The organism is Mesorhizobium sp. WSM3879, assembly GCF_002294915.1.
Lineage (GTDB): Bacteria > Pseudomonadota > Alphaproteobacteria > Rhizobiales > Rhizobiaceae > Mesorhizobium.
In genome coordinates, this window is sequence record NZ_NSFZ01000023.1 from 1 (window position 1) to 20074 (window position 20074).

Genomic DNA, 20074 nt, shown 5'->3' on the forward strand with positions numbered 1-20074 from the left:
CTCATCATCTGCGACGAGGTAACCAGCGCGCTCGACCCGCTTGTCGCAGACGGCATTCTCAAGCTGTTGCTCCGCCTGCAGAAGTTCGAAGATGTAGCCTATCTTTTCATCACCCACGATCTTGCGACCGTTAAGGCTATCGCCGATTCCATCGCGGTGATGTATCGCGGCGAGGTCGTCCGCTACGGCTCAAAAACCCAAGTGCTGCGTCCGCCCTTCGATGCCTATACCGACCTGCTGCTCTCCTCGGTTCCCGAGATGGAGGTCGGCTGGCTGGAAAGCGCTATCAAAGGACGCCGCATGGAGAGCGCGGGAAACTGAGCTTCACCTGAATGCGCGATTACCCCCCGCGATCACCCCTAAAAATACATTACGCGTTGGTGTGACCCGAATAGCCTCTAACTGCCCGGTGCTGTTTCATGCAGTTTATTCAGAGAGGCTGGGGACGCCGAGACTGTCACTGGGTCGCAAAAGTATGATCCGAATAGGCCTGAGGCTCTGCAGAGCGTTCACATGGTGTCATTGCCGACTTTTGTTGGAGCGGTCAGCACGCTCCCCACATCCACTAGCCATGTCGGGTGCTCTACTTCAGAACAATGCCGACATACGCCGTGCCCTTGACGGGAGAATGGAAGCAGTCTCGCCAAAGTCTATAGCAACGAAAGTGGAACAATGTACGAAGCATCAAGAGAGGAAAGTCTTTCCGGGTTCAGCGAATGGCTGGAGCAGAACGGTCCGGTTGAGAGCCATCCAGGCGGTGATCTGCGATCTGAACGGCATCATGCGTGGCAAAAGGGCGCCCGTTGAGCAAGGGTCGAGGGTTCTTTAGGGGAGGGATCCGTATGCCTCTGTCGATCGTCGGAGTCGATGTCTTGGGCGATAATATTATGGGCAGCGATCAAATATTCCAGACTGGCGATCGCGACGGCTTCCGTTGTCACCGGGCGAGGAGCCCTGCCGGTGAGTTGGACGTCGCGGCCGAGTGCGATGGTGCCGCTATGGCTTCCACTCGAAGATGGCAAGCCTTTCCTTGCCGACCCACGGCAGGCGATGGCCGCGATCGTGCGGGAATATCAAGAATTGGGCCTTCGCCCTGTGGTAGTGACCGAGATGATTCTATCCGATCCAGAGCCGGACAGCGCGATTCCGCCGATCTCGTCCTACACTGGGAAACGCTTGGATTCCGATTCAATCCTATCAATCGACGAGACGATTTCGGCGAGTTCTTCTCCGACGGGGACTTCAGCGGGGCGTGATCGGTTGACGTTCTCCCCGTTTTGCATCCGTTAACCATAGCAGCTTCTCTGTTCGTTAAATCTCGGCTTTCCAACCATTTCAAGTTCCTGCAAGCTGTCCCCTATTTATTTGTCTCAGTGCATATGTGGACGCCTCCTTGGCAAGAAGAAAGTGGCACCATTCGGTTGCAGTCATATGTTGGCCTTTCGTTGCGGTGTGTTGAGCCGCTGGCCCTGATGAAGCGGATTGGATCTCTAAACACTCCAGCGTGCTCTAAGTCGCTGCACCCTTCGGGCTTTCCAACCCCTGGCCCCTGACCGGTTCTCGTCAAGTGTCTTTCGTCCTCACCAACTCGTTGTCGCGTTCAAGCCCACGCCAGATCAAGCGGGGATGGCACGGTAAATCTCTCCTCTCGTCATAAGCGCCCACGCAATGCGCCATCTTGTTGGCGAGCCCAACCGCCATGACCCTCGCAGGCTTTTCTCCATGAGCTTCCGGATCCACACCGTCTTGGCGGCCCCTTCCCTGCGAGCGAAGCAGATCACCGCCGGCGCTCCGAGAACGAGCAATGTTCGAAGATACCCGTCGCTCATCTTGGTGATGCTCCGCAGCCGTTGCTTGCCGCCGGAAGAACTCTCTCTCGGCGTAAGACGAGCCAGGCGGCGAATTCCCGGCCAGATTTGAAGGCTGTCGGGTCTGCGACTGTCGCTGCCATCGTGCCGTTCTTCAATCACTTCATCGACGACGACAAGGGCCGACATGAAGGGCTTCATCAAGCATCCTCCGCGTCATATGAGCAACGCCCCTGGCTCGAAGCCTGAACGGAGTGGATATGGGCTCTCCCGTGCTGAAGCTATAGCGCGCTAAGCATTCTTCTCCTCATAGCCGTATCGCGTCCTGATCCTTGCCGGCATTCAAATCCTGCCCGGCGACCGTCGCGCAAACCATTCTCGGGTCAGCGACGTCGGTGTCGGAAGCAAACGGGCGCGAGCAGCTCGATCTCTACGAATTCGGCCCGTAGCCAGCCGGGGTTGGCGCTGAAGAGCGTCGCCGGGCGACGATACGCACAAGCTCGGCTGAGGTCGTTCGCCACTCCCGCCGCTGAGCGTACTTCCCAATCCTTCTTGCGTTCTAATTCAGCCGATGCCACAGATCTTTAAACTAAATTTAAGGAGTCTTTGCGAGCGCCAATCGTTGACAATGCTACGTTCGCCGCAACGTTGCGGGCAGGCGCCGCAGAAAGCGGGTGCCGATCTACACTCAGACCGCCGCACGCCACAATACGGAGGTCAACACAATGGCAAGAAGAGCGATCATCCTGCTTGAATGCCATCCAAGGGGCAATGGTCCGCTATACGTCCGAGCGGCCCGGCGTCTTGGTCTTCGACCAATTGTTCTGTCGGCCGACCCCACTGGTCTCGACTATCTTTCGGGGGAGGGAGTTGAGGCAATCGGTGTCGATACAGACAATCTCGAGGCGCTAATGCGCGAATGTTATCGGCTGCTTGAGATCTATGACATTGGCGGCATTACGAGCCCCAGAGAATCGTTCTATGCGACAGCCGGCAAGCTCTGCCATCAGTTCGAGCTACCTGGGCCGAACCCCGCATCCATTGAACGATGCTGCGACAAATTCTTGCAACGTCAGCTCCTCGCGGAGGCGGGCGTTCCAATACCTGCTTATCGCTTGGCGACGAATTCAGCGGAGGTGGAGAATTATGCCGCGCAGATCGGCCTGCCGGTGGTTCTAAAGCCAGCCGTAGGCATAGGCAGCATTGGTGTCCGATTGTGCCGGAATGCCGATGAGCTGGCCGAACATACAACCTATCTGATGGGCGAAGAGCACATTTGGTGGTCTTCGCCGAGGATCCTGGTCGAAGAATTCGCACAAGGCCCCCATTATTGGTCCGAGATGATGGGAGATGAGGTCGTTGGAATTGGCACCGCTGACTTCGGTCCCGCACCGTATTTCGTCTATCGCGAGTTTACCTTTCCAGCTCCGCTGACTGATCACGAGCGCAAGCATATCACCGATGTTTCGCTGAGCGGCTTGCGAGCTCTCGGCCTTGGCTGGGGGCCAGCGAACATTGAATTCCGGTGGACAAAGCGCGGCCCAGTCCTCATTGAAGTGAATCCGCGTCTCTCTGGTACGCTCGGAACTCAAGTGGTTCAGGCGGCTTCCGGTGTCGATCTTGTCGCTGAACACATCAAGCTTGTCATCGGCGATGAAGTGAATTTGCGCAGGAGGCATTCGCAAACTGCGGCCGCGCGATTACTAATTCCTGATCGGGATGGCACCCTCGATTGGATTGTGGGTGCGCGTCGGGCGGCGGCGGTGTCAGGTGTCGCCGAGGTAAAATTGTATGTGGAACCGAAGTCGCAGATCGTCAGGAACGGTGATTATCGAGACCGGATCGGATATGTCATCGCCGCTTCCCCCACCCTTGCTCGAACCCAGGAGATACTTCAACGCGCCGTCGACTTGATCGAGTGGTCGATTACGTCATTTCCGGCGTGTAGCGAATAGGAGAACGATATTGCTTTCGCGCACGTGCTCATGCCCCGTCGAGTGGATGCCACGGGCCGAGGGATCCGACAGGCGGTGCGCTCCAGATCGCACATGCCTCCTTCCGCAGCGCTGTCCTTTGCGCCGGGCCCAGTCGTCGATGTCAACCAATCGGTACTTCCGGCGGCTCGAACCCCGGCCGCGCGGATCATCTGCGTGTCGCCGCTCACCGGCATGGCGAGCCTATCCCGACAGGCGTGAGACCGGCTCGCGACCTACAGCACAGCCGATCGCCAGTTGGCTTCGCGGAGCCGAACCGTGCGCCGGCTTTCGGTTGAACAGGCCGGCGGTCGTGTGCGTCAAGTTCTTGTGTGGATGCCAGCCGTTTTGCAAGGAAGAACCTGAAGCATGGGGTGCGGAATCCGGGGTAATCGCGCACTATTCCGATTTGATCGCTAGCATCGTTCCGAAATGATGACGCGCACCATTCCGACAATTATCCGCGCACCATTTCCGAAAGGATGGCGCGCAGTAAGTCGCTGTCGTGCCCGATCGTTGAGGTTATTTCTCCTAGTGGAACCGCCACGAAGAAGTGAATTGCCGACGAGGTGATTCATGATGCGCTAGGTGCGCGAGATATTGAAACTGCAGCTGGATGTCAATCTTTCGAACCGCATCATTGCCAAGCAACTAGGCGTCGGGGAGACTTCGGTCCGCGACACTTTGAAGCGATTGCAGCGGGAAGGACTGACATGGCCTGTACAGGATATGATCAGCGACAGCGAGCCGTAGCAGCGCCTTTTCGAATACCGGTATCCAGTTGGATCCCGACCAATGCGCTCTTCCCAGAGCATACGGGGCGCCCGGTAAAGAAGCTGTGCGCCGGAAGCAGTCCGAGCGGGAGTGGTCTGCTGGCGGGCGCGAACTAAAGCGCAAGCACGTGACGTTGCACGTTCCGGGAAGGGGCCCGGCTGCCCCGCGAAAGGATTGGCGATGGGCCAGGGCTGGAGCTCGGAGCAGATTGCCCAAGCCAGCAAGTCTCTCCTCCATATAAGTGTGCAAGGTTGCGTGGAACGCAAGCTTGGTCGGCTTGGGCCGAGGGCGACTGCTCAGTTGGCATGCGGATTGATCGGCCCGTCGCCCGATACTCAACCCGCCGCTGCGGGTGACTGCGTTGCGCCGCAGTTGCACGGGAAATTGTCGGGGCGGACCGACCGAGCCGGCGCCCAATCTCCTGCATGGAATGGTTCTGTACCCTGAGAAGTGCGATCTCTTCGCGCTCACCAATGACCACAGTTGGCTTCGCCGAGGATCTGAACATCGCTGGTGGCGTACCGCCCGCCCTTCGGAACCATTGGTTCCTACAGGTTGCGACACTTCGGCTTCGAGCGCAGCATCTTCGCTGCTCAAAAAATTCACCGATGAGCGTTTCGGCGGATGAAATTGCTTCCCGTTGCGACAAGGATCATGGCTTGCGAGACGTCGATGCGCTGCTCGTAGTCACGCACGAGGCGGCGCCATCTTGTCATCCAGCCAAAGGTCCGCTCGACGACCCAGCAAGCGGGGCAGGATCCCTGGTCGTCGGATTGTCGGATGATCTCGACAGAAACTCAAGGTAGGTGGCTTGGTCCATGAGCTTCAGCCGGTCCTAGGCGCCGTCGGCGAACAGATGCCTCACCCAGGGCCAGCGCTGCGGATAACCATCCAGGATCCCCTGAGCGCCGGACTGGCGGAGATATCGGCGGTGGTGAGGTTGACCATCAGCAGCCGCCCATCCGTCTCGACGGCAATGTGTCGCTTGCGGCCGACAATCTTCTTGCCGGTGGTCGTAACCCCTTTTTTCAACTTGCGGCGCCCTTCACCGACTGGCTGTCGATCACGCCAGCCGTGGGACTGGCCTCGCGCCCAACTCGCTCGCGATCCAGCATCAGCGCCACGTCAGGGAGGGTCTGAAACAGAAAGCGCCGCGCCAACTGCGGAACCAGCCGTAGACGTCTGCCAGGGGCCCAAATGGATCGGCAGCATCCGCCAACCACAACCGGATCGGAGCAGGTAGCGCACGGCTTTGACCACCTCTCGGAAATCAACCTCACGCGGACGGCCGCGACGTGGGGAACCCTTATGACAACGCACGCCCGGAAAGCTTCATGAAAACCTTGAAGCAGGCAGAAGTCGCAGGATTGGCCTATCGCGATGCACCAGATATGCGGCGTCGTATCGCGAGCTTCATTGAAGATGTCTACAATCGGCAACGGCTGCATTCAGCACTCGACTATCTTTCCTTGGCGGTTTGCGTCCCCGAAAGGCCTCTTCCGTCTCGAAAATCCACTAGGATGCCGCTGTTGATGGCAGTCCGTAGCGGATACGGCTCGTTTCGATCTTGCGAGTCTCTTCTCGGTGCCGTTGATACGTTTCATTGGAGGCAGCTAGCCTAATGATGTGATATAGGTCGAAGCCCGCCTCTGTGAGCATTTTTGGAAAGATACTCCCCGCCGTCAGCCCTGGAACCACATTAACTTCGAAGAAGTAACAGCGTTGCTGATCGTCAACAATGAAATCGAGGCGGCCGAATGTGTGAAGGTTGAACTCCCGAGCAATTTTTGTGGAAATCGAGGCAATACGACTTTGAATGGTGTTGTCGACGCCCTGGAACTCAACAGAGTAGCCGCCTTTCTGCGTCTTCTGATCATACCCGAGGAAGCCCAAGGGATTGTTGATCCGCGCGACTGGGAGCGGGCTAATCTTATACCGGTCGATTAAGATGCCACAGGTGTACTCTGTCCCGACAACTCGCTGCTGGACCAGGAACGAGCGATCATATGGAGAGATCCGTTCGGCATAGGATCGGAGGCCGTCCACCGAAAGCTCGTCTGTGCACTCGGCAAGGAAGGATCCTCCAAGCGTGTTCGGTTTGAGAACACAAGGGCCATCAATATGGCGCAGGGCCTCTGCAATGCCGGCTTCGAGGTTCCCCCGGGAGACGTGCACCATCGGAATGGGAGTCAACTCAGGGCAAAGCCGATTGGCTACTATGCCTTGCAGATATTTATCTGCTGAGAGCATAGCCGCGGTCTTGTCGCCAAAGCTACCTGGAATGTCGTGGAATTGCGCAAGAGCCTGTATTTGGCCATCCTCTCCGTCCTGGCCTTGAAGAAGTGAAAAGACAAAAGGGCCATCGCTCCCGAGTAAGTGAGCGAGAGAAGCAAGAGGATGCGTCTCAGCGCGAGCTACGAACTCGTCGTGGTCGGGAAGGCGATCTCCTTCGAGCACGAGCCTGAGTAATTCCCCAAAACGGGAGATGTAATAGATGGACACCAGTAATATGTCCGCGTCGGGAGCGTTGTTGAGGACGTCAGCGAAGTGATTATACATCGCAATAGACCAGTCGTGCTCAACGGACCGTCCGCCATAGATGAGCGCCAATTGCATCATAGATTTGTCCTTCGAAGATCTGCATGGTCAGCTTCATGGTTGGGCTAGGAACGAGAACAGCCTCCGGACTAAATAGGTTTGGTCTCGCTTGGTTTTCCTCGGTGCCTGATCCGACACCGTGAGCCGCAGAGTTTGGCAGACCCGCACCTGTCAGGCGTTGCCGCGAGGAAGGCCCTTGCAAACCGCGAACTTCATGGTTCCATCATCGTTGATTCCACCTTCGTAGAACATGCGTTCGCGGATAGAATTGTCCGGGTGGAATGTCAGCACTCGCGGTTTGATGTTTACCATCTGATGTTCCTCGATGTATGCGGAGGAGCAAACGATTATCTCATCTCCGACCTGGCACGTGCGAGCAGCGGCTCCGTTTAGAACACAGCATCGAGTACCCCGCTCGCCGTAAATGACATACGTGCTGATTCGCGAGCCTGTAGCTTTATTCCAGATCTCGACGAATTCCATTGGAAAGATACGCGCCTCGTCGCAATGATCTGGGTCCAGCGTTATTGAACCGTGATAGTTCAAATCGGCGTCTGTCACAGTGATGCCATGAAGCTTGGCGGCGACAAATTTTCTCATCACAGGTTACCTCTTTCGATTGTGGATCGCCAGGAGTGTCGGCAGCAATCTTAGTCGCGGTACGGGATTCTTCGACCTGCTATGACGGGTCGAAGGAAGCGCTATGGAGATTTCGACCCCGCGCCAGAAGGAGAAGGTAGTCACACGTAAGTTGGCGGCTATGAAGCAAGACGCATTTGCCGGGCTGGCCAGCGCCCCTGACTGTAATATGCGATCTGACGCAGACCTGACATGTTTCTTTCCTTCTCCCATCGATCACGCTGTCACTACGATTAACTGTCGGTCGGCTGCTCCCTCAGACTTGTAACGAAGGCAGCTTAACTCGTGCCAATTTGTCCGATCGAGCGGAGGTAAAAATTCTGCGCTTGATTTTCAGCTATTTAGCCTGATGCGAAACAAAAGAATGGTGTAACCGGCCTGAGTGACGAACCCGACAAAACCGACAGGAGGTGTCGGCACAGGTAGCCAACGCCATCAGGTCTGAGCCTATATTGGATGCTGCCTGTCGTCGGAGAACATGCGACGCCTATCTCAACCACATGAACCATGTCAGGCCCGCGCATGATGGAGGCTCTCGTGTTGCCTCTTGCCCGTCTTATGCACGACGATGGACCTTTGAGGCTGGCGGATGTAGCTTAAGCGATATTTGGCGTAGGATTCGGTTGCTTAGGTGTGAGTTTTCAGGAGGTTGTCCATTCGGACCGAACCGAGGAGACTGGAGGGTCCGAATGAACATCACAAGGCCGTCTCAGGCCGCTGCGTCGAGAGGAGATGGCGCTCGCGGTGATAGGAGGCGGTTTTCCAAAGCCCATGCGGCGCGCACTTATGGTGTTTCGGTCAAGACCGTAGCGGGCTGGGTGGAGCGCTACAAGGCCGAGGGCAGCAAAGGCATGGCCGAACGCTCGTCGCGGCCCACGCTCATGCCGGGCCTGACCGAACAGGCCGTGACCGAGCGCATCGTTGCCTTGCGCTGCCAGCCCCTGACCGGCAAGTACGTCGCCATGGAGGTCGGCGTCTCGCCCGCCACGGTCAGCCGGGTGCTCAAGTGTGCCGGGCTGTCGCGGCTGAGCGACATCGAGCCGGCCGAACCGATCCGACGCTACTAGCGCGAGCACGGCGAGATGATCCATATCGACATCAAGAAGCTCGGCCGCTTGAGCCAGGTCGGCCATCGCATCACCGGCGATTCGCAAACGGGCAAGTCGCGCCACGCCGGCTGGGAGTTCGTGCATATCTGCATCGACGACGCCTCCCGCGTCGCCTTCTCGCAAATCCTGCCCGACGAGAAAAAGGAGAGCGCCATCGCCTTCGTCAAGGCGGCGGTCGCCTACTACCGCCACGCCCGCGGCCACATCGGCACTCACGCGATACCTATCACAGATCGAGACCACCCACGTCTATTTGCACGCCGATCTGGAGCTTAAAGACCGCACCCTGGCGAAAACCGCGCCGGCCAACACGGCGCCAGGACGCGCTTTGATCGAACGGAGTTGCCAGCCAGCGGCACGACAGATACCCTCGGTCGCATCCAAATTCGTCCATGCCCATGCCCTCCAATGTTGAGCCAGCAGCTTAATCACGCCACCAGCCACATCTGCTCGCGAGCGGAAATCTGCGTAGAGCCCTGTCGGGCGAGTTCGCCGGCAAAGCCAGCCGCAAACGGAGCAAGTGGGCCCCGCACGCGAACACGAAATGGATGGATCGACATGAAACATCCTCGGGCCGTCGTGATTATGCCGACCCCATCGCAGCAATCCCCGCCCCCGAACCTCGCCATAGCCGGCACCGGTGGCCGCGCCCACCTCCATTTCCATCAGCCGTTCGGCGGCAAAGCCGATCATCTCGCGCAGCAGATCGGCACCCCTTGGCGGGTACCCCTGTCCGTCTCTTGCTTCTCGCCGCTCTCAAGGACGCCAGCCCGCAACCACAGCCCAATGAAATACGAGGATCAGCGATCCTGCGCGCCACCAGCCGCAGCAGCCACTCGTGGTCGACCGAGTCGAAGAAGCTGCGAATGTCGGCATCGAGCACCCAGTTCGCACGCTGGCTCATGATCGCCGTATGCAGGGCATCAAGCGCCATGTGGGGCTCCGCCCCGGCCGGATGCCGTAGGAGAACCCCGGAAAGTCGGCCTCGTAGACAGCACTCAGCACCTCCGCCACCGCGCTTTGGACGATCTTGTCTCCAGCGCCGGCACCCCGAGAGGCCGTTTACCGCCATCTTGGGAATGCAGACCCGCCGCACTGGCTGCGGCCGGTAGCGACCAGTGTGGATAGGCTCATTCCCGCACCCCGCATGGCTCCTGACTACACTTCAGACCCCGCGTTGTCGCGACGCCCGCAGACTCGGTTCCCGGCCTGCCCGCTAAGGATTTGACCGGATCGGACTTGCACCCACAAGCAATCATCGGCTTGGCATGACGTACTCCCGCTAGATGGTGTAGCTCGGCGGTGATGAAGCCGCTCGGGAGCGCGCCGTTAGTAGCGCTGTAGCGAGTGAGCGGCGTGTCGGTAGTCATCGGCGCTTTCCGGTAGGGCTTGATTGTTGACGCCAACCCATTTCGGAAGGACCACCCATGACCGACAACATGGATGAGGCCTGCGCACGCTCGTGGAGAAGACCCGGGCATCAGTCCGCTCCTCGCCAATATCTTCCTGCACTACATCCTCGATCTCTGGGCCCACCAATGGCGTCGTCGACGCGCAAGCTGACGGCGCTGCGCGAGGATGCCTGGCGGTCAGGCACGCGCAAATGGCTGCGCAGCACAGGTGGTTCGCCGCCTTTCCGCGTGGACACTACGGCTACTACGGCAGGCCGCACAACTATCCAACGACTCAACGGATTCCGTCGGCAAGTGCCGCCGGATATGGCTACGGTGTCTGAGACGGCGCAGCCAGAAAAGCCGGCGCATGGGCTGGTCGGAGTTCGAGACCCTGACGACGCGCTTCCCCCTGCCAACACCGCGCATCACTCGAACTTGGGCGCAAGCACGGATATGACGCGGGTTACCCTCGGGAAGAGCCGGGTGCGGGAAATCGGCCCGCCCGGATCTGTGAGGGCGAATGCCGAATGGCTGGGCTACTCGACCACGACCCTGCGAACTCCTTTGAGTACCTCGACGCGGCGCGGTCATCCATCAACCGCTGGGGCCAAAGCCAACCATTTTGCGCCGACGGCGCGACCGGCGGTGCCGCACCATCGGCATAGATTAAAGGGGGAGGGACATGCCCTGCCGGGCCGGCCTCTCTCCCTTTCACCAGCCGTAAGACGTCCGACTTCGCAGAAAACCTGCGCAAACCCCGGTGAAAATGCCGACAAATGATCAATCGCCGCAATGTACAATTGCGTCAATCAAAGGGCTATGTTCCAACCGGGTTAGCGTCCGTCGCGGGCGCGCATCCAAATACGTTGCGGTCGCGCGTCAAAGAAATCGGCGCTAGGGTTTGAGTAGTTGAGGCGGTCTGAAGCATCGAGTTGCTCAAAGGCGATCATGATTACCAGGCATAGATTACGGGTGGGCAGTATCTGCACATCTTACTGCGAAAATGGCAGCGGGCAGCCTATCTTATTTCTGCATGGTGCCGGATTCGGCGCGGACGGAAAGAGCTCATTTGTTCGGCGACTAAACGGTTTATCCGACCGGCTTAGGGTGATCGCGGTTGATCAGCTCCACATCGGCGAAACTGATTACCCGCCCGATCTCAAATATATAAACCGACTCGGCCGTGTAGACCATGTGATTCGCTTTATCGAAGATCTGGGATTAAAGCAGATCACCCTTGTCGGTCATTCGGAAGAAGCGTTCGTTGCCACGCGGATTGCGATCGTGCGCCCCGATCTTGTTGCCAACCTTATATTGCTGACCGCGAGCTCAACGTCGCCGGCATTTGGAGACCATCGGGACGAAGCCTGGATGCAGGCCCGCCGGCGGGCTTACGACTGGTCCAATCCGATGCCGACCGAGGAGGAACATGTTTCGCCGCAGCGGGAAGCAACCGGCGTCTTCGGAGGCGATGTGGAAGAGGCGGAGCGAGAGGCTTACAGGAGGGCCGCGGCACGAAGACAATACTCCATATTCCAGAGTCTATCCGTAGAGGAGACAGATCCTCGTCTCTATGTGATGCTGCAGCAAAGGTACATCTTCCCATACCTTGATCGGCCTTCATACGCAGACATTAATTATTTGGTCTAAGAACGATCCGACCGTGCCGCCGGAGGGGGGCTGGGACTGGCGAAGTTGATCAAACGGTCAGAATTCTACCTGCTGAGCAATGCAGGGATAGTATCCAAGTCGACCGGAGCGAGGCGGTGAACTGTCACATCCGACAGTGGCATAGCCTAGCAAAGAAGAAACAGTCAAATCTGCTCGACAATCCGTATGCCAGTGTTCCTTGTCACTGCAACATAAGATGCACAACGAATGTAGCTAGTAGGCAGGGATCTGCAGTCCCGCAGGAAAGACATTCCGACTATTACGAGATTAGGATAGCCTCAATGCGCTTGGAAGAATACGTTGAGTATGACGCCACGGGTTTGGCATCTCTCGTGACGAAAGGCGAGGTGACTGCTGTGGACCTGATACGTTTGGCCCGCCAAGCTCACGATGAGGTAAACCCACAAATCAATGCCGTCATCGAATTCTACGAAGACGCTGAGAGGGTTGCCGGCCCCGACGAAGGTCTCTTCAACGGCGTGCCGTTCCTTCGCAAGGACATTGGAGCCACCGAAGCTGGACGCCTTCAGGAAAAGGGAAGCCGTCTGTTCAAAGGCTACCGCTCCAATACAGAGAGCTATTTCTTCCGTCGCGCCCGAGCAGCCGGACTGCGCACTATCGGGAGAACAACAACGCCGGAGTTTGCCGCCTCCGACATGACTGAAACCATACTCAATGGCATTACCCGTAATCCGTGGGATTTGAATCGATCCGCTGGGGGCTCCTCGGGAGGAGCAGCGGCAGCGGTAGCGGCAGGCATCACTCCGATTGCACATGGCAGTGACGGAGGCGGGTCCATTCGACAGCCCGCCGGCTGGTGCGGCCTCGTCGGGATGAACCCGTCACGGGGTCGCATCTCAGGCGGGCCCGACCGTCAAGATTCTGGCTTTGGTCTTAGCAGAGAGTTTGTTCTGTGTCGGACTGTGCGAGATATGGCAGCCGCATTGGATGTCTTCTCCGGTCCCGAGCTCGGCGACCCATTCGTTATTATCCAATCGAACCGTCCTTATTTGGAGGAAATGTCACAACCCACGGGTCGTCTTCGGATCGGGGTTGCCAGAACGAAGTGGGGGCCGGACGATATCGAGCCGGAGATTCTCCAGGCGGTCGAATCTACCGCCTCACTCTTGGAAGAGATGGGACACTGCATGACGGACATCAAGCCGCCGTTCAAGTTCGAAGATTTCACCAATCTTAGACTTGACATCTCAGCTCTTGGTGCGAACTCGTTGGAAGAATCGGCACGCGCTTTGGGCCGCACTCTCGGCGCAGACAGCTTGGAGCCGGTCAACCTAAAGTTCTACGAAAGAGGTCGGAGCCGCTCTCTGTCAGTTTCGGCTGAAATAGATAAAACCATTCGGCGAATGCTGGTCCAAGTGGCCGAGGCTATTTCTGGCTACGATATACTGCTGACTCCCACTACCTCGACTGTAGCTCGACCGCATGGTGGTATTTACGCTCTGACTAACGAAGCTGTTTCCTTGGAAGAGTTTCTGGAAGCGGAATATGGAGCCTGTGCTCACCTAGGAGGGTTCAACGTCACCGGACAACCCTCCGTGTCACTACCCTCGGGCCTTAGCGCTGACGGATTGCCGATTAGCATTCATCTCGTCGGCCGCTTTGGCGATGAGGGAACCCTGGTGCGTGTCGCGCGCGATCTAGAGGAGGCCAGACCATGGAAACGCGTTCGGCCCGAGATCCGAGCACGCAACGGCTGGCCATCAGGCACAGGCAAGGAAAGCAAACTCCTCAACCAGATGCAGGAACGTGATATCGGCAACCCATAGCTGGTTGACCCCACTGAGGATCATGCCCCTGGCGAGGTTCGGCACGACTGGCCAACCGTGCCTCGAGTTCGTCGTTGCAGGAACAAAGGGTCGCTGGGCGGGGCATAGCAGATTGTCTTCACGCATGATGCGTAGAACGCACTTGTGGTTGACTTGCTATCCCTCCCGACGCAACAGGCTCCTATCCGGCGGTAACCGTAGTGCGCGTTGCTGAGAGCCACCTTTTTGAATGAAATCCCGCAAACCTGTCTCGGCCCGACGCGGGGCCGAATCCAGCCAGTGATGGTAATAGCTCGCGCGGCTGATGCGAGCGAGCCAGCACATTCGATCGATGTTGAATTCACCAAGCGACAGGCCGGTCGTCATCTTTTCGATGACTTTGAAGGTCCCGTTTCGCCAGGAGCGCTGCTCCGGCGCTGATCTTCCTCGAAGTGCCGGAAGGCTTCGAGGAAAAAATCGGGATCGAGCTGCTGTTGCCCGATGAAGCGTCGATATGAAAGATGTCGCCTTGGCGATCTTCGCGTAATGCAGGCACAAATGCGCGAGAAGCATTCCGCGCCCCAGCGGTGCCGTATCCGGGTCAGGCTCGAATGATCGGGCAGCACCTCGTGCAGGCCGTAGCCGATGAACCAGCGAATCGCGACATTCATCTGCGCGTCCCGGATCAGCCGGCGGTCATGCACAATCCCGAGCAGAAAGCCGTACAATTGGCCGTCGTGTTCGGCGAAAGGTTCGTCAGCCGATGACGGCAACCGGCGTCACGCACGAGATTCCTGATAGTCCCTCACTCAGGACGGGTATTTCAGCGTCGTGCTCGTTTCCACGTCTATCTTTCCCGACCTATGGCAGTCAGGCTCCTCTCGCACGGACGTGAATCTTTCTGGATCCGGCCTTCCTGCTCGCTGTGGGCGCTGATTGCGAGTGCGAGCTGTGCCTGTTACTGGTACGCACCCCCAGGATTTGCGTTCCGCCAAAATGAGAACCGCGGGAGGGCAAAATGAGCCTGCCCCGCATGCTGGGCTACCGCTCTCCCAAGTGGCGCTATCCCGGGCGGCCGATCAGGCTGTCAGCCAGCATTTAATCATCGCATAGCCGCTCATCAATGAGCCGCGGCCCCCGACGTAGCCGCCGACCATGTCAGAGACCGCGTCAATTGACTGATTGAACATCGGCACGATGACACCGCCGTTATCCCGAACGATGATGGCCATCTCGCGATAGAGGTCCTTGCGCTTGTCTTGATCGAGTTCGCCTCGCGCCTCTATGAGAAGTTTATCGAACTTCTCGTTGGAATAGTGCGTGTCGTTCCAAGGCGCCGTGGACAGGTAGGCAGTCGAGTACATTTGGTCCTGTGTCGGGCGCCCGGTCCAATAGGCAGTCGAGAACGGCTGCTTTATCCAGACCTCCGACCAATAGCCGTCGCCCGGCTCGCGCTTGACCTCAAGCATAATGCCGGCCTTGGCACAGCTCTGTTGATAGAGTTGCGCGGCGTCCACGGCGCCGGGGAAGGCAGCCTCGGAGGTCCGGAGCACGATCGGACCGTCATGGCCGGATTTCTTATAGTGGAATTTGGCTTTTTCTGGATCGAAGGTGCGCTGCTCGATATCGTCGGAGAATAGCGGGTAGGCATCGTTGATTGGGATGTCGTTGCCCACCGAACCATAGCCGCGCAGGATCTTGTCCAGCATTTCCTCGCGGTCCATGGCGAGCTTCAACGCCATTCGGAGGTCGTTGTTGTTGAATGGTGCAGTGTCGCAAAGCATGTTGAAGTCATAGAAGCCGAGCCCCGACACGTTCTGGATGGTAACCCGGGGGACACGCTTGACCAAGTCAACCACCTTCGGCTCGACCCGATTGATCATGTGGACCTGGTTGGCTTGCAGCGCGGAGATGCGGGCCGTGGTGTCATTGATGACAATGATCTCAACCTGATCGGCAAAGCCCCTCTTGTCCGCCTGCCAATAGTTGGCTGAGCGCTCGCCTCCGTGGCGGATGCCGGGCTCGTCGACGGTCACCTTATAGGGGCCCGCGCTAATACCGGCGGCCGGATTGTCCTTGCCCCCGTTCGGTTGAATGATGAGATGATAATCGGTCATCAGATAAGGGAAGTCAGCATTGGCCTCCTTCAGCGTCACCACGACCTCGCCACCATTCGCCTTAATGGCATCGATGCTTTTCAGCACGCCCAACGCGCCGGAGTTTGACTTGGCATCGGAATGGCGCTCGAGCGTCGCCACCACATCTTCTGCCGTCAAAGTTTTGCCGTTGTGGAACTCGACTCCTTTGCGGATCTTCATCGTCCAGGTCTTGGCGTCTTTCGACGAGCTGATTTCTTCGGCAATGCGGTATTCAATACTATTATCGGGCCTCACCTCCGCTAGCATCTCGCCCCAGCATTGGCCGAACATGGCCGGGACCAGGCCTCCAGCGATCGCCGGGTCAAGGCTGTCTGTCGACTGACCGCCCGCGAGGCCTGCTTTCAGAATGCCGCCCCTTTGCGGCACTTGCGCCTTCGCGGCGGCGGCAAGAAGCGAGTTGGCCAAGGTCGCGCTGACGCCGAGCGCCGTCGCGCGGCTGAGAAATTCACGCCGGCTCAGGCGTCTCGCCCCGATTTGGCTGCTGAGATAGTCCAGTTCCTGAGACATTGGAATGCTCCTCTCTAATCTGTTCCCTATTGGGCATATTCAGCCTCTTGTTTCGGTCACAGTAGCAGCGTTCGCGGGCCGCCGTGCGCTGGCAGTAAGGCAACGAACGCAGGATGTCAGCGTTTGTGCCTCAAATATGCTGAAAGACGACCTTTTTCTTCGAGGATTGAGCTCTGGACCCAAAATGTGATTTCAATCTCGAGGGGTCCAATTAAGACCTGAATGAGGACCTTGAATGACACATGTGGCGGCTTTTGCGCCGCGATCGATTTCCATCCGCAACGGCATAGCCTGAGGCTGCTCGACGACTGAGCGGCTTCGCCGCCTCGTCGCGCGGCGCAACCAGGTCGTTCGGCATTGCACGCGCGTGGAGAACGAGGTGCATGGCATCTTGCAGGCGCACCTCGTGCCGAAGTGCCCGCAAGCCGATCTGTTCAACCGTCGGGGTCGCGCCCGGCTCGAGCGCAGGTGCTTCCCGACGACGAGCGGGCTGCTATGCCCGCCACATCGGCGAGATCGACCGCCTGGCCGAAGATCTGGCTGACCTCGGATCAGGAGATCGCCCGGGAAGCGGTTGATGATGTGCAAGTCCGGCGGGCTTCGGACCATCACCGGCGTCAACGCCATCGTCGCGAGCCGTATCATCGCCCCGTCGGCGACATCCGGCGGTTCCGTGAACCGCAGAAGCTGGTGAGCTACTTCGGCATCAACCCTCGTGTGCGCCAATCCGGTCTTGGCTTGGCGCCATATGGCCGGATCAGCAAACATGGGCGTTCCCATGCCCGCGCCATGCTGGTCGAAGCCGCCTGGGCGGCGGCAAAGGCGTTGCAGGTCTGAACGATCGCCTTCGGGAACACAACGGTGATGGGGTCGAAGACGTCGATGCTGTCGCCCACGAACTCGACAAACACGTTCTCGTCGATCAAGTGCTTCTGGCGCATCGTCTGGCGCGCGCGCGCCCTTTCTAGGCCTCGAATGTCGTATAAAAGCAAAGCCGTCGGAATTGGCAGCGCGATACTCTTCCAATAGCAGCATCAACGTTACTATTGCGCAACGCAACTCCTTCTCCACATAGCTCGGCACCCGGCCGCCGATGCCTTTGCGACGTTGCCTTCGGCGCCGGAAAGAGCAGCAGCTAAAGGCCTTCGTCATTGTCCCCTCGGGCAGCGGCAGCTCAGCCCGGCAAGACGGGCGCGCCGCAGATAACCATGCACCATGCTTTTGCCCGGGCCCCGGACATGCCTTAGACGTAAAACTTCTCTGATCCGGCGCATCGACAATCTCTGCTGTTGGCATCAGGCTTCCTAGTTATAACCTGTAGCTGAGTTGTCGGCCGAACCTCCCGCACCTCCAAAAAGGTGCTCACGATCATCTGATTTGTTCCTCATGATCTCATGAAATCCGTGCACACCATCACCTGAAATACGCAGTCTCATGTCGCAGACATTCGTGACGAGAGGCGGGCATGGCGCTTTCCGCTTTGAGAATGTCGCCTACCGAACTAAGGGAAAGCAGGCAGGCGCAGGCTCGGGCGTTAGCTTCCGGCCCATGCGTTCAATCGACCGTAGCTGCGCATAACCGCCTTTACCGCATCGTGATCGATCGCGGCGACAAACCTTTCCTCGCGGCCCACCATGGATTCGGCCGCGACCATCGCGTTGATGATCGCTTCCTCCACCGCCTGAGCCGTCGCCTCGAACAGAGAATCAAGTCTGTTGTTCGGCAGGAAAGCGAGCTCGCCGACAGCGGGGGCTGTGGCCGACTCGCTGATGGTCAGGTTTGCTGTGGAGAAGGCAAGGCAAAGGTCGCCGGAACCGTCTCCAGCCGACGTACCCGTGCGGCCGATGCCTAGTCCCGCCCGTCGTGCAACCCGCTCCAACTGGGTCGGTATGAGAGGGGCATCGGTCGCCACCACGGCGATGATCGAACCCTGCTCACCGGCCCAGAGCCGGTCGGTTGTGATGTGTTCTCCGATTGGAACGCCAAGAATTTTGAGAAGCGGTCGAATTCCAAAGTTCGCCTGCACGAGGCAGCCGACAGTATAGCGCGAGCCGAGCAGGTCAAAGACCCTAGATGAGGTCCCCGTCCCGCCCTTGAACTCGAAGCAGATCATTCCCGTCCCACCGCCGACATTGCCCTCAGCTAGCGGCCCGCTGGAAGCACTATCCAACGCATTCTTAACATGCGTGGTTGTAACGTGAAAGGCGTTCATATCATTAAGGTAAGCATCACATGTCTCGCCGACCACAGGCAGCATGAACTTATACGGTCCGACGCCGGTGTCGGGTTTATCGATCATCCATTCCAGAATGGACTGATGAACCGTTCCCACGCTGTGGGTGTTGGTAATGCCAATCGGTCCCGTGAAGTAACCAGCCTCTTCAATCCAGTGTGTTCCGGTCATTTCGCCATTTCCATTAAGAGAGTGGAATCCCGCCCAGACGGGCGCCCGAATAGGCCCGGTCTGGCCTCGGGGAAGGATGGCAGTGATACCGGTGCGCGCCGGTCCTCCGCCTAGCGCGGGCGCGTCGCTGATCACGGTGGAATATCCTACCTCAATACCGGCAACATCGGTTATGGCATTGAAGGCACCCGTCCTTCCAGAAAACGGCAGCCCCAGGTCGCGTGCCCGCGGCTTAGACAATGTTTCAGATCCCAAGCGCTGAGTTGTTTGCATTGGTGTCCTTGTATGGCGAATTTTCTAGTCCGTCGACGCGTGAACGAGCATTCCTTTCGGTGGGTCAACCGATAATCACGTATCGTGAACGACCAGTCAGTTTGCAGCTCCTGCCCTTTCACGCTCCATTTGACGGTCTTCGTTCGTTCATGCGACACCCCTTGTTCCAAATCGGGCGTCGATACCAGTCATCGCGCTATTCCAATATGCGCGCTCAGCGGCTACGGTTTGGGATAAATCCTAGCCTGTTGGCGCAGGAACTCTGCGTCTTTGTCCCATTCTTCGACGAAGATGAAAGGGTCGTGTCCCGCGAGGTGGTGTAGCTCAGCGGTAGCGAAGCCGCTCGGGAGCGCGCCCTCAACAGCGCCGTAGCGAGTGAGCGGCGCGGCGGTGGTCATCGATGTTCTTCCGTTAGGGTCGAGTTGCTGACACCAACCTGATTCGAAGGAACCACTGATGACCGACGACATGGTGACCCTGCGCGTGGATGAGACCCCCAATGCCGATCTCCTGCGCGAGACGATCGGCTTTGCCGCCGAGCCGCTGATGGAACTGGAGGTGGGTGCCGCGACGGGCGCCGGCTACGGCGAGAAGAACGCGTGACGGACCGCCCAGCGCAACGGCTACCGCGAGCGGGGATTGGCAAATGCGAGCGGGAACCGGCGACCTGCGCATTCCCAAGCTCAAAGGGCTCCCACTTCACCAGCTTCCTGGAGCCTCGCCGCATCGCCGAGAAGGCGCTGACGGCAGTCATCCCGGTTCCAGGGTATCTCGACCCGCTCGGTCGACGACCTGGTTAAGGCGATGGCCATGAGCGGCATCTCCAAGAGCCAGGTGTCGCGGATGTGCGAAGAGAAGATCGACGGCAAGGTGAAGGCCCTGGCAGTCATCTGTGCGCTTTTTGCGCAATGGATCGCCCCATCTTCGTAGAAGCAGCCAAGTTGCGGGGAGAGGGTCTTGGCTGGATCATTTTTCGCGAGATCCTGCCCAATGCAATGT

The 20074-nt window shown here is 58.4% G+C and carries 10 protein-coding genes and 9 pseudogenes; 9 read left to right on the plus strand and 10 right to left on the minus strand.

All coding sequences use genetic code 11. The annotated features are described in order from the left end of the window. Together CK218_RS29470 and CK218_RS31540 are read left to right on the plus strand one after the other, a co-directional pair. Positions 1-321: pseudogene (locus CK218_RS29470) on the plus strand (ABC transporter); the annotation flags it as partial. Positions 322-672: 351 nt separating this feature from the next. Beyond that, a pseudogene (locus CK218_RS31540) lies at positions 673-1235 on the plus strand (glutamine synthetase); the annotation flags it as partial. Positions 1236-1616: 381 nt separating this feature from the next. Here the strand turns inward: CK218_RS31540 and CK218_RS29480 are convergent. Next, positions 1617-1951 (minus strand): annotated as a pseudogene (locus CK218_RS29480) (transposase); the annotation flags it as partial. A gap of 582 nt (positions 1952-2533) precedes the next feature. Here CK218_RS29480 and CK218_RS29485 point away from each other — a divergent pair. Then, positions 2534-3763: an acetyl-CoA carboxylase biotin carboxylase subunit family protein gene (locus tag CK218_RS29485; protein ID WP_095829736.1), complete on the plus strand. Its 1230-nt coding sequence runs from the start codon at positions 2534-2536 to the stop codon at positions 3761-3763. 904 nt (positions 3764-4667) lie between these two features. Here CK218_RS29485 and CK218_RS29495 read toward each other — a convergent pair. The 4 genes and pseudogenes from CK218_RS29495 to panD all read right to left on the minus strand — a co-directional run bounded on the left by CK218_RS29495 (position 4668) and on the right by panD (position 7753). Continuing rightward, the gene (locus CK218_RS29495) at positions 4668-5063 is read right to left on the minus strand and encodes a helix-turn-helix domain-containing protein (RefSeq protein ID WP_095829732.1); all 396 of its coding nucleotides are present in this window, start codon (positions 5061-5063) and stop codon (positions 4668-4670) included. Positions 5064-5157: 94 nt separating this feature from the next. Next, positions 5158-5845, minus strand: a pseudogene (locus CK218_RS29500) (IS5 family transposase); the annotation flags it as partial. 225 nt (positions 5846-6070) lie between these two features. Beyond that, positions 6071-7174 (minus strand): D-alanine--D-alanine ligase, encoded by a 1104-nt coding sequence (locus tag CK218_RS29510; protein ID WP_245435238.1) that lies wholly within the window; start codon positions 7172-7174, stop codon positions 6071-6073. Positions 7175-7324: 150 nt separating this feature from the next. Beyond that, positions 7325-7753: an aspartate 1-decarboxylase gene (panD, locus tag CK218_RS29515; protein WP_095829734.1), complete on the minus strand. Its 429-nt coding sequence runs from the start codon at positions 7751-7753 to the stop codon at positions 7325-7327. 771 nt (positions 7754-8524) lie between these two features. Between panD and CK218_RS29520 the strand changes: the two are divergent. From CK218_RS29520 to CK218_RS29550, 3 genes and pseudogenes are all read left to right on the plus strand, one after another. Next, positions 8525-9087, plus strand: a pseudogene (locus tag CK218_RS29520) (leucine zipper domain-containing protein); the annotation flags it as partial. Positions 9088-11267: 2180 nt separating this feature from the next. Continuing rightward, positions 11268-11945, plus strand: coding sequence for an alpha/beta hydrolase (locus CK218_RS29545; protein WP_245435239.1), 678 nt, complete (start codon positions 11268-11270; stop codon positions 11943-11945). Between the two features lie 302 nt (positions 11946-12247). Next, a complete protein-coding gene (locus CK218_RS29550) occupies positions 12248-13753 on the plus strand; it encodes an amidase (RefSeq protein ID WP_095829738.1) in 1506 nt (501 codons plus the stop codon). A gap of 536 nt (positions 13754-14289) precedes the next feature. Here the strand turns inward: CK218_RS29550 and CK218_RS29560 are convergent. Together CK218_RS29560 and CK218_RS29565 are read right to left on the minus strand one after the other, a co-directional pair. Beyond that, positions 14290-14454 (minus strand): annotated as a pseudogene (locus CK218_RS29560) (transposase); the annotation flags it as partial. Positions 14455-14811: 357 nt separating this feature from the next. After that, entirely contained in the window at positions 14812-16398 is a 1587-nt protein-coding gene (locus CK218_RS29565) for an ABC transporter substrate-binding protein (protein ID WP_095829735.1), read from the minus strand. A gap of 468 nt (positions 16399-16866) precedes the next feature. Between CK218_RS29565 and CK218_RS29570 the strand changes: the two genes are divergently transcribed. After that, positions 16867-17235 carry an IS110 family transposase gene (locus tag CK218_RS29570; RefSeq protein WP_245435240.1) on the plus strand — a complete coding sequence of 123 codons (369 nt, stop codon included), beginning with the start codon at positions 16867-16869 and terminating at the stop codon, positions 17233-17235. Positions 17236-17258: 23 nt separating this feature from the next. On the opposite strand, the pseudogene CK218_RS31345 reads toward CK218_RS29570, so the two are convergent. The 3 genes and pseudogenes from CK218_RS31345 to CK218_RS30895 form a co-directional block, all read right to left on the minus strand. Continuing rightward, a pseudogene (locus tag CK218_RS31345) lies at positions 17259-17672 on the minus strand (IS21 family transposase); the annotation flags it as partial. A gap of 260 nt (positions 17673-17932) precedes the next feature. Then, entirely contained in the window at positions 17933-19057 is a 1125-nt protein-coding gene (locus CK218_RS29575) for a P1 family peptidase (protein WP_348628744.1), read from the minus strand. Positions 19058-19296: 239 nt separating this feature from the next. Then, a complete protein-coding gene (locus tag CK218_RS30895; protein ID WP_179294638.1) occupies positions 19297-19473 on the minus strand; it encodes a hypothetical protein in 177 nt (58 codons plus the stop codon). 58 nt (positions 19474-19531) lie between these two features. On the opposite strand from CK218_RS30895, the pseudogene CK218_RS29580 reads away from it, so the two are divergent. Beyond that, positions 19532-19954: pseudogene (locus CK218_RS29580) on the plus strand (transposase); the annotation flags it as partial. A gap of 26 nt (positions 19955-19980) precedes the next feature. Then, positions 19981-20074, plus strand: a pseudogene (locus tag CK218_RS30995) (ABC transporter permease); the annotation flags it as partial.